Origin of the sequence: Fulvivirga kasyanovii (assembly GCF_009711405.1) — a bacterium.
GTDB classification, from domain to species: Bacteria; Bacteroidota; Bacteroidia; order Cytophagales; family Cyclobacteriaceae; genus Fulvivirga; species Fulvivirga kasyanovii.
Window position 1 is genome coordinate 1 of record NZ_SMLW01000470.1, and the last position, 12,541, is coordinate 12,541.

The 12,541-nt window shown below is 40.7% G+C and carries 9 protein-coding genes and 1 tRNA gene; 9 read left to right on the plus strand and 1 reads right to left on the minus strand.

Going from position 1 to position 12,541, the window contains the following annotated elements:
• Positions 1 to 343 precede the first annotated feature (343 nt).
• The 5 genes from E1163_RS08415 to E1163_RS08435 all read left to right on the plus strand — a co-directional run bounded on the left by E1163_RS08415 (position 344) and on the right by E1163_RS08435 (position 4,554).
• Entirely contained in the window at positions 344 to 925 is a 582-nt protein-coding gene (locus tag E1163_RS08415) for a Crp/Fnr family transcriptional regulator (protein WP_155170995.1), read from the plus strand.
• Between the two features lie 56 nt (positions 926 to 981).
• Complete coding sequence (locus tag E1163_RS08420; RefSeq protein ID WP_155170996.1) at positions 982 to 1,320, plus strand: hypothetical protein; 339 nt, start codon at positions 982 to 984, stop codon at positions 1,318 to 1,320.
• Positions 1,321 to 1,325: 5 nt separating this feature from the next.
• Complete coding sequence (locus E1163_RS08425) at positions 1,326 to 1,904, plus strand: NAD(P)H-dependent oxidoreductase (RefSeq protein WP_155170997.1); 579 nt, start codon at positions 1,326 to 1,328, stop codon at positions 1,902 to 1,904.
• A 664-nt stretch (positions 1,905 to 2,568) separates the two neighbouring features.
• Positions 2,569 to 2,802 (plus strand): hypothetical protein, encoded by a 234-nt coding sequence (locus E1163_RS08430; protein ID WP_155170998.1) that lies wholly within the window; start codon positions 2,569 to 2,571, stop codon positions 2,800 to 2,802.
• A 24-nt stretch (positions 2,803 to 2,826) separates the two neighbouring features.
• Positions 2,827 to 4,554 (plus strand): IPT/TIG domain-containing protein, encoded by a 1,728-nt coding sequence (locus tag E1163_RS08435; protein WP_155170999.1) that lies wholly within the window; start codon positions 2,827 to 2,829, stop codon positions 4,552 to 4,554.
• A 293-nt stretch (positions 4,555 to 4,847) separates the two neighbouring features.
• Here E1163_RS08435 and E1163_RS08440 read toward each other — a convergent pair.
• A tRNA-Val gene (locus tag E1163_RS08440) sits at positions 4,848 to 4,922 on the minus strand.
• Between the two features lie 177 nt (positions 4,923 to 5,099).
• Between E1163_RS08440 and E1163_RS08445 the strand changes: the two genes are divergently transcribed.
• The 4 genes from E1163_RS08445 to E1163_RS08460 all read left to right on the plus strand — a co-directional run bounded on the left by E1163_RS08445 (position 5,100) and on the right by E1163_RS08460 (position 12,379).
• A complete protein-coding gene (locus E1163_RS08445; protein WP_155171000.1) occupies positions 5,100 to 7,589 on the plus strand; it encodes an AsmA family protein in 2,490 nt (829 codons plus the stop codon).
• Positions 7,590 to 7,709: 120 nt separating this feature from the next.
• Complete coding sequence (locus tag E1163_RS08450; RefSeq protein WP_155171001.1) at positions 7,710 to 8,285, plus strand: DJ-1/PfpI family protein; 576 nt, start codon at positions 7,710 to 7,712, stop codon at positions 8,283 to 8,285.
• A 485-nt stretch (positions 8,286 to 8,770) separates the two neighbouring features.
• The gene (locus E1163_RS08455; protein ID WP_185156021.1) at positions 8,771 to 10,330 is read left to right on the plus strand and encodes a 7TM-DISM domain-containing protein; all 1,560 of its coding nucleotides are present in this window, start codon (positions 8,771 to 8,773) and stop codon (positions 10,328 to 10,330) included.
• Between the two features lie 144 nt (positions 10,331 to 10,474).
• Entirely contained in the window at positions 10,475 to 12,379 is a 1,905-nt protein-coding gene (locus tag E1163_RS08460) for a hypothetical protein (RefSeq protein ID WP_155171003.1), read from the plus strand.
• The last annotated feature ends 162 nt before the right edge of the window (positions 12,380 to 12,541 follow it).

Consider the following 12,541-nt stretch of genomic DNA (forward strand, 5'->3'; position numbering starts at 1 on the left):
TGTGCTTCAAAGAACCAGAGTTTAAATTATTCATATTTCATGTACCGGAAGTATATTCAGCACAGCGATTCTACAACCAATAATAGAGCAGGGAATCCGCCCGGTTCAGGTCTTTAGCTCAAGTGGCTGGCATTCGCCACAAATGAAGCCTCAGAACCTATGAAATGATAACGACAGTCTGAAGACTGGAAAGTAATAGGTACAAGTGACGCTATCACTGAACACTTGCCAGACAGCTTGAATTTTAACCACCCAAAGCGTATGTTAGAAGTAACAACATAGCCATGGTTGGCAAACCTTATAGCAAATCGGTGCCAGGCCGAAACTGTAGTCAATTAAAAAAATGAATACTGAAAAAATCTTAAATGAAATTGGAGAGATTTATTCACCATTATCTAAGGCATGTCAACGAGAATTTATTGCCAGCTCAAAAGTTAGTATGTTCAAAAGAGGGGAGATTGTAGTTCGTCAGGGGCAATTTTCTAAAAAAGCATATCTAATAGTAGAGGGTTGTTCCAGGGCCTATTATTTGAAAGATGGAAAGGACATTTCTGACTGGTTCACTTTTGAAAATCAATTTATGGCTCCCATTGTTAGTTTTTTTAGCGAAAAACCAAGTCCTCATTATGTTGAGTTTATTGAAGACTCAACAGTTCTTGAGTTTTCGAAGGATACCATGGATAAACTCAAAAATAAGCACCACGATTTTGAGCGTTTCATTAGTATGGTGGTAACCGAAACTATGTTAGGACTTTGTGAAAGATTGTACACTATTCAGTTTAATAAAGCAGTTGAAAGGTATAACCACCTATTAAGTATCTATCCGTACATCACCAACCGAATCCCTCTTACCCATATTGCTTCTTATTTGGGAATTACTCTTGAAACCTTGAGCAGAATAAGAAATCTTAAAACCCAAATTTGATTTACATCAAATAATAACGCTTCCGTTTGCCAGACTTTTGTGAAAAAGACTAAAAAATGGAAGAAAAAAACAAACTACAAAAATCGATTTTTGGGAAGTGGTGGCAAGCCATAAGAATATGGTTTTACCCCATATGGCTACTCTATGAGCTTTCAATTCGCTTTTACGACTACGCGATAGCCGTTCAAAATCATTTTATCGAACAGCAGGATCATTCCTTTTTACACTTTGGAGAGATGGGCACTAATACTTTAGCTATGGTTTGTGGTGTCAGCACTTTTATCATTTGCACTGCCTTTTTAACGGTACCTTCTTCTTTTGTTCTTTATAAGTTCTTTAAAATCGAAAATTTAACCAACTCTCAATTCGAAGCTAAATTGAAAAAATATTTTTAAAGCAGATGAAAAAAATACTAATTATAAATGGTCATCCCGACGAAGAAAGTTTCAATTATGGACTTTCAGAAGCTTATAAGAAAGGTGCTGAAAATTCAAATGCTGAAATAAAAGAAATAAAAATCAGAGAATTGAACTTCAACCCAAACCTGCAGTTTGGATATAGAAAACGAACCGAATTAGAGCCGGACTTGCTAGACACTCAAGCCAAATTAAAATGGGCAGATCATTTGGTGTGGATATATCCTGTTTGGTGGAGCTCTGTGCCTGCAATAATGAAAGGCTTTTTAGACCGGGTGTTACTTCCAGGGTTTGCTTTCAACAAAAGAGAGAATTCATTATTTAGCGATAAGTGCTTTACAGGAAAAACTGCAAGAATAATTTGCACATTAGACCAACCGGCCTGGTATTACAGGTGGGTGTATGGAAACCCAAGCCATAATGCTATTAAAAAAGGAACATTGAATTTTATTGGAGTAAGAAAAGTTCGTATCACAACTATTGGTCCCATAAGGCTTTCTAAAGAAAAGTTTAGAGCAAAATGGTTGGGAAAAATCGAAAAATTGGGACAAATGAATAAGTAATGGCAGGAGAAATAGATCCGTCCGAATTTCTGGGGAGGTATAGAATCGGGCATATGTACCTGCTACTTACTTTGTGAAATGGCAATTGGCAAGAGCAGTTGGCAAACAGGTCTAAATCACAAAACATCTGCTCACTAGTGAAAATTTTTTCAACATATTCATTTAGCTGTATTAAGATCTTTCAGTTGCGACTTTCAGCTTTTATCCTGTTACTCCCCAGTTTTTATTCTTGACACGGAGAAATCATTACAAACTGATACAGAAATAACGATTTGTCAACAGTGAATCAAATTAGATTAATAGCGGTTTCGGTTCTTTATCGAAGCCGTTTTTCCATCCAAAACGCCTCTGGCGCAAGTGTTGCGCCTATAAAGTCAGTAATCGCATCAAGCCACGCAAGTGGAGATGGAGTGGTTACCTTGTCAAATCTTAACGTATTGACGAGAACTTATATCAGTTAACTTTTAACTCAATTGATAGCGTACTATTGATTGCTTTAAAGAAATCCGCGCAAAACATAAGCGCTTAACCTGTACATCTGGTCAATATATTTGCTGATGTATGCTGATATTAGCTCCCCATATATAAATCAAGTTGAGTGGTTTACTATGCCTTGTCGAGGATTGCCCCATCCTTTGGGTATAGTGTTTTTTAAAGACAGCAAATGCAGCGACATTTTTCCCGGCAGTTACTTACATTGCCGCTTTCTGTTGTAACCGTACATGGTGTATGTGGCGAAACATACCGTACTACCTCAGATACAATCTATCCGGAACCTACCCTTGTAGAGGGAGTTGGAGGCAAGTATGCTTTTCGAAAGCTGAGTAACTTCTTACCGGCATGCTTTTATAACAGGTCGCACCACTTCTCTAACCCATTGCAAACAATTCTTACTTAACCCATTTGAATACAGGATTCATTTATGAAAACCAACTTTTTATTAGTACTTGCCTGGCTTTGTGTTTTAAACGCTTGTAGTGATTCCGAGGAACCCCCAGCCCCCACCACACTGCAAAATCCCCTAATCATTTCGGTGGACCCGAAAGTAGCTACTGCAGGGAGCTCAATTGAGATAACCGGCTCCAATTTTAACAGCTACGCCTCTGAGCAAACGGTTGCCTTTGTGAAAGATGGAGATGCAACCGAGGTAACAACCACTAGCAGGACAGATTCACAATTGACGATACAAGTCCCAAATGCGTTGGCCAGTGGGCAGTATACCATCAAGCTGTCATGGGAGCAGGGATCCACTACATTTGACGGGTTTTCGGTAAAGGAACCTGAAGCCTTGCAGCTTACCATTTCAAGCATAAGCCCTTTGAGTGGCGAAGTGGGAAGTACTTTGACCATTGAAGGAACAAACTTTTCAGATAACGTGGCTGACAATAAAGTGTACTTTGTAAGCGAACAAACCAGCCATGAAGCAGAGCTGAAAAGCGCAGCATCTGCCAGCCTTGAGGTAGTGGTGCCCGATTTAAAGCCTGAATCATACAATATCAAGGTTGTGGTCAATGATAAATCCAATTTCGCTGATCAGTCCTTTGTAGTAAAAGAACCGAGTCCGGTGATTACTGAAATATCCCCCATGGAAACGGAGCTGGAAAGTATAGTGACTGTAATGGGCGAAAATTTCGGAACAGATCCTGACCTCATAACCATTGGTTTTACAAGCAACGGCTCTACCATCTACTCTCATGATTTTGAATTGAAAGATGGAGTGGTTAAAGTCAAGCTTCCCCCTAACCTTTCCGCAGGAGTTTATAATGTACACCTTGAGGCAAACGGAGAAGAAGTTATTTCATCTCAGACGCTTACGGTAACAGAAATAGCCACTCCCCTGGTGAATGCAATTGCGCCAAATTCTGGCCGGATATTAGATAAATTTAAGATCATTGGAAGCAACTTCGGCACCGATATTTCAAAGATATCAGTAACCCTGCAAGGGGCTAATGCTAACCCTATAACCGTGACAGGGATAACTGATAAAATAATAGAATGTGAAATTCCTAATTATGCCCTGGATGCAGGCGATTACCTGATAGAAGTAACCAGAAAGGGTGTGCCTGCTACGTATTCGGTGGCTCATGATTTCACAATATTACCCCTTGAAGCAGAGGTTTCTGGCATGTCGCCCTCATCAGGCACTGCGGGTACTATGGTGACCATAGAAGGCAGCAACTTTAGCACGCGCGTAGAGGACATGGAAGTTCAAATAGCAGGTGGCTTATCAGCCAGAATAATATCTGTTAATAGAAATGAGATCAAAGCCGTACTCCCCTGTGACCTGGCAGCAGGTAGTATAGGCCTGACGCTTCGCCAGGTATCCACTAACGAAGAAATTGCCCTGGGCGACTTTAATGTAACAGAACCTACAGGTACTGTAGCTTATTGCATGTCACCCAACCCTGTAGCCAGAGGTGAACAAATGACTATCTATGGTAATAATTTAATATCTTCAGGAATTACAAACATAAATTTTGTCCCGGAAAACGCCGCCGTTGGCACTGTATTTTCAGTTCCGTCAAGTACCGACGGAGGAAAAACCCTTTCTTTTAAAGTTCCTAAAAGAGGACACATCGGAACCTATACCGTCATCATACAACTAAGCAGTGGAGACGTAAAGGTCAATGGTATTTTGGAAGTAAAATAAGTTTAAATCATAATGCAGGGTGACAAGTGTAAAATGGGTCACCCTGTTTCTTTATTCCCATTGATTAAGTAAAACAAGTAACACCAAACTTGCCACTGAAAATCAGTAAAACGCTTATTGTTATTATTATACGAGTTTGCCTACTGCTTTTGCCGACTGCTGATTAACAACGGTCTGTCAACAAAGAGGTGAACATTTAAGATATCCTCAGAAATTCCGTTTGATCCACAAAATGGAGCCGGTTTGTAAAATCCTGCAAATAAAAAAAGACAGCCATTTCTGACTGTCTTTTGTGGGCGCTGAGGGATTCGAACCCCCGACCCCCTCGGTGTAAACGAGGTGCTCTGAACCAGCTGAGCTAAGCGCCCTTTCTTTTAATTTCATTCGCTCTGTTGCGAATGGGAATGCAAATGTAATATAGATTTTTTTATGCGCAAACTTTTCGCACAAAAAAACTATAAAATTTATGTCATGGCATTCTGTTTGATGTTTAACGACTAAAAATGTAGCTTTCGGTAGCTTTTCAGCGATAAACACTTTGCCCATTGAGCATCAAGAGAATACTCAGGAAAACCTTTCTATACCTGCTTCTTGCAGCTTCTGTAGTTGTAATCAGCAGTGTGCTGGTCACTTTTCTCTATCGTGACCAGCTTATTGACCATTTTATCCGGGAGTTCAATAAAAATATCAACACGCCTGTTCATGTAGGTAAGATCAATGTTTCGTCGCTGAGTAATTTCCCGCAAATATCCCTTACCTTCCACGATGTAAATGTTGAGGAAAGCTACACGGACAGCTCATATCCACTTCTGGCAGCCGAAAAGATAGATTTCACTTTTAACCCCATAGCGGTATTCCGGGGCAACTATACCATAGAGGAAATCCACCTCACCAACGCGAAGTGCCACCTGAAAATGAACAAACAGGGGGAAATAAACTATGACATTTTCAAACAGCCGGATACCACACAGCACCAGGCAGTAAAACTGGATCTGTCGAAGGTCAGGCTGAAGGATGTGACTTTTACCTATACCAACGAGCTTAAAGATGTAATACTGGAGGTGTTTACAAAATCTACCTCTGCCAACCTTTCGGCGCTGGGCAGCACTTATGATGTAGAAACCTCCGGAGATGCTTTTCTCCACTATCTGATGGTGAACAAAAGTATGTGGGCTGAGAATAAGGACCTCTTTGTAAATTCAAAGCTCAACTACAATGACGATGAAAAATACCTTACTATAAACTCCTCTACTGTTAAAGTCAGCGGGTCGGACTTTGGTGTATTCGGCAGTTACATTTTTAAAGACAAACAGTTGGTAGACCTCGCTGTAGAGGGTAAGGACACAGATATCCAAACCCTGCTTTCTTTATTGCCGAAAGGGTCTTCTGAAAGGTTCAGTAAATACCGGAGCAAAGGCAATGTGTATTTTGACCTGGTGATGAAAGGAGAGATCAGCGACAAAAAATCCCCCGCACTGGAGGTAAACTTTGGGTTAGTCGACAGCAGGCTCTACCATCCAGATACTGACGCACAGATAACTCACGCTGACCTCAAAGGCACTTTTTATGCTGCTGAGATGGCAAAACTGAATACAGCAACACTCCAACTGGAAAATATCAGTGGTGAGCTGGAGGGCAATAGCTTCAAGTCCAATCTTTACCTTAAAAATTTTGATGAACCTTATGTAAAGTGCGATTTTTCAGGTCGAATAGACATTAATTCATTGTTTAAGTTTTACAAAGCTGAAAACATAAGGTCGGGCAAAGGCGTACTGGATGCCAACATCAACTTTGAAGGTCAGCTAAAAGACCTTAAAAAGAAGGAGACAGCGCAGAAAATCAAGACGTCAGGAGAAATCAACCTGGAGCACCTTTATCTGGCATTGAGGGACTTCCCTCTGCCTCTGGAAGACCTGCAAGGCAACCTGCTTTTCAATAACAATGACCTGGCTCTTAGCGATGTGTCGGGAAGCCTGGGCAACAGCGACTTCCTGCTCAACGGTTTTTTTAAAAATATCATTGCCTACCTTCTCTTCGACAATGAACCGGTAGGCATAGAGTCTGACCTTAAATCCGACTTTATAGACCTGGACCAATTGCTGCTGGCCAACAGTGGCGATAAGAAAGATGATTCTCAGTATTCTTTCAAAATATCTCCCCGCCTGGTGCTAAAGTTTGATTGTGATATCAAAAGCCTCAAGTTCAGAAGGTTTAAGCCTACAGCCATCAGAGGCGACCTCAAGGTGAAAAATCAGGTAGCCGTGTCTGATCAGATCACGCTCAATGCTATGGGGGGCTCCATCGCTTTGTCGGGCATGGTAGATGCCAGCAGAAACAAACTGGTAAGGGTTAATACCAGCTTTACACTGCACGACATCAATGTAGACAGTATTTTTTATGTCTTCGAAAATTTCAATCAGGACTTCCTCGAAGACAGGCATCTGAAAGGGAAGATCTTTGCCAGTGTAGATGCAGAGATGACTTTCAACGATAACCTTTCACTATATTCTGAAACCCTGACCAGCAACATCAGCACCACCATTAAAGGTGGAGAGTTAAATAATTTTGAACCCATGCAGAAGCTGGCCCGCTACCTGGATGAGGACAAGCTGGACCACCTCCAGTTTTCTGAGCTCAAAAATGATATCCATATTGAAAACCGTACGATTTACCTGCCTGAAATGGAGGTAAGCAGCAACATTACTGATATTAAAATAACCGGCACCCACACCTTCGACCAGAATATCAATTATAAAGTAGTGGCTCCGCTGAGAAGCCAGCGCAAGATCGATAAGGATGAAGCTTTTGGAGCTATCGAAGAGGATGATTCCGGCAGGACCATGCTATTTCTGAAAATAATAGGCACTACCTCTGACTACCGGGTGATGTATGATAAGGAAAGTGTAAAGAAAAAGGTGGTAAGCGACCTGAAAAAGGAGGTGAAGGAGCTCAAAGATGCTTTTAAAAACAAAGGTCGTGATGAGCAAAAGACCATTGAACTTGAAGAGGATGATTATTTTGACTGGGACAATTAACAAACCCTGAGTTAAACCTTCGCCGGCATTTTAAGCAGCCCTTAATAATTTGTATCTTCATTGGCAGGTATTCCGTACAATTCTTAGGTCAATTTAACCAACTAAAAAACTTTCCCAACTATGAAAAAGATACTGTTCCTTACGGGCGATTTCACCGAAGATTACGAAACCATGGTCCCTTTTCAAATGCTGGAAATGGTAGGCTACACCGTGCATACTGTTTGCCCTGATAAAAAGAAGGGTGATACCGTGAAAACGGCCATTCACGATTTTGAAGGTGACCAGACTTATACTGAAAAGCCGGGCCATAACTTTGCCCTCAACTACAGCTTCGACGATGTAAAAGCAGAACAATACGACGGCCTGGTGATTGCCGGAGGAAGGGCACCGGAATATCTTCGCCTCAATAAGAAGGTGATTGAGATTGTCAAACATTTCTTTGCAGAAAACAAGCCGGTTGCAGCTATTTGCCATGGCATCCAGATTCTGACTGCCGCTGGCGTGGTCAAAGGCAGAAAACTTACTGCCTATCCTGCCGTAGGTCCGGAAGTTACACTCGCCGGAGGTGAGTATCAGGACATTCCTGTCGACGGAGCCTATGTAGATGGCAACCTCGTCACCTCACCAGCCTGGCCTGCACACCCCAAGTTCATTGGTGAATTTTTGAAGGTTATGGGTGCAAAAATCCAGATCTGAGGTTTTTACCTTCCTGAACATATTTGGAGCCGGTATGTAAATGCCGGCTTTTTTCAATCATAAGGGTGAGCTTGTTTCTGACTGCTCCCCGGTGAGGATTACTAAATTAATTGTAAAGACATGGTTTATTTAACAACTCAACTGACGCAACGATTACTCCCGATGAAAATTTAGAATTTTCAAACAAATGGCAACGCAAACTCATACTCCATTTAGACTTTAAATGTGAACCCTTGCATTAGAGTGAGATTAAAGGTAATTAACAATGCGGGGTGACAGGCGTTTATGTTTAACTGTCAGTAAATCAGGGAACTTTTAGTAAAAAAAGAAATAATTATCTTTGACACGGGGCTTGATCGGCCCATTTTTTTGTCACGGAGTGATGAATGATTTTTCTCTATAGTTATAAAATAAGCATTGTCAGGGATTGCAACACTTTTTATATGAAGCCAGGATTTGAAAAGGTTAAAATTTTATGTAGTAGCTTGTTTTGCCTTTTAATCCTCCTTCCTTCATTTTCAAATTCACAATCAATTACCGGTGTAAAGCTTTATTATGAGTCTAATAAGCGATTAACCATAGATGAGGTAACCCATTTACAATTTGAAGCCATCGAATTGCCTTATGCAATCACTTCTAACGGGTCAGATGTATTTTGGATTAGTTTTAACATTGAGTGTTCGGATAAGGATGTTGACAAAGCTATTTTGGAATTTTTTGACTGGCCCTATGTAGACATTTTTTACCAGAAAGAAGACGTGTGGGTTAAAGAGCAGACAGGAAACCTCGTGCCTTTTAAAAACCGTAGTGTGCCGTTGGGTAACCGGTTGCTACTTACTGTACCACTTCAAAAACATACTTACTATGCTAAACTAAAAATTAACGGCAATGCCTTAAAGTTTCCGGGTGAAATAAGAATACAGGCGCATACTCCATATCATGTGCTTACAGAAGAAAACGCTAACAGGGATGTAGCCTTTTTTGTAAACGGAGCACTTTTTTGTATTCTTATCTTCCTCATTTTTTTATACTACAGGTCAAAGGACAAGAGTCTCCTTATATTTTTAGCCTATATCATATTATGGATGTATACAATAATTCATAATAGCGGGGTTATATTTTCATTGTTTTCCTCATTCAGTTCATTGCCAAAATACTTTGCCTATTTTGATCTATGGCTATCTTCTGCAATAACCATTTTAGCCATTCATGTAATGTATCAACTGGTACCCTTTAAAAAATACTTTATATGGGAAAAGAAACTATTTAATTTTCTGATTTGGACTCTTTGCATATTTCCTTTGCTCACAATTTTTGTGGGAAACCTGGTTGCTGTTACTCTCCCGCTTTACATCGTAGTGGTTATCGTTGTTGTTTGTTTCTTATATATCTCTATTTCGGCTTTATATAGAAAGATACCGCTGTCATTGTTGTTTTTCGTGGCCAATGTGCCATTTTATGGTGGGTGCATTTTTTTTCTCCTCTCAGGATCAGGTTTGATAAGTACCTATGGCAACTACCATAATGTATTCTTGCATCTGGGAGTACTTTTCCAGGCATCCTTTTTTGCAGTGATGTTTTCTTTTAGATACGACCGTCTAAGGTTTGCAAACGAAAAAAAGAGAGAGAAAATATTAAACCAAAACCAACAGCTTTCTGCGCTTTCCATGAATTTGGATAGAAAGAATAAGGTCTTTTCGAAAGTTCATGAACAGGCCAAATCTTCCGGGACTGGCCTGGAAGCAAAGCAGGTTCTTAAATTGATAGAAGATGACTTTGCTTTTGATAAGCGTTGGGATGACTTTAAGATGCATTTCGAAAAAGTAAACCAGGATTTTTTCAAAAAATTATTATCGAAGCACCCGGATCTATCCCTGAATGATAAAAAAATGTGTGCTTACCTCAAACTGAATCTTTCATCAAAGGAGATTGCACAGCTTTTACATATTTCTCCCGGAGCAGTTGAAAAGTCAAGATATAGGTTAAGGAAAAAACTGAACCTTAAAAAGCATGAGTTGCTTACGTCCTACATTCAAAATTTTTAATGGCCTGTTTTAGCCATTTAAAGCAGGGTTGTCCAGTCTTTGTCCAGGTCATTTTTAATTAAAGTCATCCTGTTTTCTATTGTTTTGTGGATCAATTAATGAGTTGAAGAAGACTCAAAGTTTAATTAATCCCTTTTTTGAATTATGAAATTTTCAAAACTATTTAGGCCATTACGCCTGGCTATTTTTTATGTATCAATCCTGGTAATATCCTCATGTGGCAGTGATGATAATGATGGTTCTCCTGATGAAGTAGCTATCAATATTACGGCGAAGGATGCAACTTTTACCATTTCAGAGGGGGCCAAATCAGGTCAGTCCATTGGGGTGGTTGAAGCAACGGCAACAAAAGGACAAGAAGAAGTCCCTGTGACGTTTGCTATCTCACAACAGTCTGTAGATAATGCTTTTTCAATTAATGAGACCTCAGGTGAACTCACAGTCGCCAACTCAGTGGCATTTGATTCTGATGTGAACCCAAAGCTGAGCGGTGCAATTGTTGTATCGGCAGACGGCGAGTCACTAGAGGTGAATTTAACGATCACAGTGCTTGAATCAATGGCGCTTATGGTGGCTGATTTGACAGCTACAATAGATGAAAATCCTGTGCAGGGTGATACTATAGCTACACCTACACTTGTTAAATCCGAAGAAGATGTAGTAACCTTTGAAATTATATCTCAGAGTGTAGAGGGGGCAATAGCTATAGATCCTTCTACCGGAGTGATTACGGTGGCAGACGGCTCTCTTTTCAATTTTGAGGAACGCCAGTCAATAGATGCCGTATTACAGGCTTCAGGGTTGGAAAATACAGCTACCTTTCGATTGGATTGCAGGATCAGCAACCTTCCGGATGAGTGGGTAAAGTATGGGGCGGCACTTCTGGGAGAGGCTGCCGGTGATGGCTTTGGAAGGTCATTAAGCACGTCTTATGATGAGAACATCTTAGTTGTCGGGGCTCCATACAATGATCAGAACGGAACAGATGCCGGACATGTACGGGTCTTTAGTAACAATCTTGAAACAGGATGGAGCAAAATAGGAGGAGATATTGATGGTAGAGGTGAAGAAGATAATTTTGGTTTTGCTGTAGATGTTAATTATAATGGATCGACTATTCTTATAGGTTCTCCAAATGAAGAAACCAGATTCGTTTCCGGGTATACTTTTACTGCGGGTAAAGCGTCAATCTATCGAAGAAACAATAATGAATGGAACTTCTTTGATTCTTATGATCCGTCCGGTCAAAGTGTAGGTACAAATTTTGGCTTTTCAGTAGCCATTAATGGTACTGGGGATGATTTCATAGCAGGATCTCCCAGTGATAGCCAGGTAATCCCACTTTGGATTTTTAGAGAGAATGATGGTATTCAATGGAAAGCACCTAATGAAGAGGTTCCGACACAGGGAAGTGGAGGTTATTCTGTTGATATAGATGATAGTGGGGTAAGGTTTGCTGAGGGTTCTATTACATTTTCCTCTATTGGTCGTGTGCGTGTGTTTACCTTTGGAAACTCAGGAAGTGATAACCCTCCTACACTGCCTTATACTCAAACTGGGCAGGACCTCATGGGTATTAATACAAATGACCGTTATGGAAGTGACATCAGCCTGTCAGATAATGGCCGGATGATCGCCATAGGTGCGGATCAGGTAGATGGCACCGGTACTAAACCAGGCTATGTGCAAGTGTTCAGGCTTGATGGATCCACCTGGATTCAAGTAGGACAAGACTTGGTAGGTGAGGCGGCTGGAGATGCATTTGGCTCTGCTCTACACCTTTCAGAAGACGGCAAAACGCTGGTAGTTGGTGCGTATGGCAATGATGGAAACGGGGAGAATGCAGGGCATGTGAGGGTCTTTAATCTAGTGGAAAACTTATGGATACAAAAAGGTTCCGATATTGATGGAGAAGCTGCCGGTGACAGGTTCGGTATTTCGGTAACTACAGGATATCTGGGTTTTACTATCATTGCGGGAGCAGATCGTAATGACGATGGAGGGACGGATGCCGGAAAGGTCTACTCATTTCGGTTTGAATCGGAGTAGTCCTTGGTTATAATTTTTCGAATGTAATGTAAATAGAAAAAAGGAATGAGGCCGTCTCAAAAGTCATTTTGGGACGGCCTCATTTAGTGGACCTCAAGGTCTCAATTTCGAACTTTTTGAGCGAGGATATCAAGGGTCACCTTGAAAATAGTTAAATGACTA

What these genes read in the sequence shown, in the direction of transcription:
- E1163_RS08415 (WP_155170995.1), top strand. Translation starts at nt 344, where the DNA reads ATGAATACTGAAAAAATCTTAAATGAAATTGGAGAGATTTATTCACCA.
- E1163_RS08420 (WP_155170996.1), top strand. Translation starts at nt 982, where the DNA reads ATGGAAGAAAAAAACAAACTACAAAAATCGATTTTTGGGAAGTGGTGG.
- E1163_RS08425 (WP_155170997.1), top strand. Translation starts at nt 1,326, where the DNA reads ATGAAAAAAATACTAATTATAAATGGTCATCCCGACGAAGAAAGTTTC.
- E1163_RS08430 (WP_155170998.1), top strand. Translation starts at nt 2,569, where the DNA reads ATGCAGCGACATTTTTCCCGGCAGTTACTTACATTGCCGCTTTCTGTT.
- E1163_RS08435 (WP_155170999.1), top strand. Translation starts at nt 2,827, where the DNA reads ATGAAAACCAACTTTTTATTAGTACTTGCCTGGCTTTGTGTTTTAAAC.
- E1163_RS08450 (WP_155171001.1), top strand. Translation starts at nt 7,710, where the DNA reads ATGAAAAAGATACTGTTCCTTACGGGCGATTTCACCGAAGATTACGAA.
- E1163_RS08460 (WP_155171003.1), top strand. Translation starts at nt 10,475, where the DNA reads ATGAAATTTTCAAAACTATTTAGGCCATTACGCCTGGCTATTTTTTAT.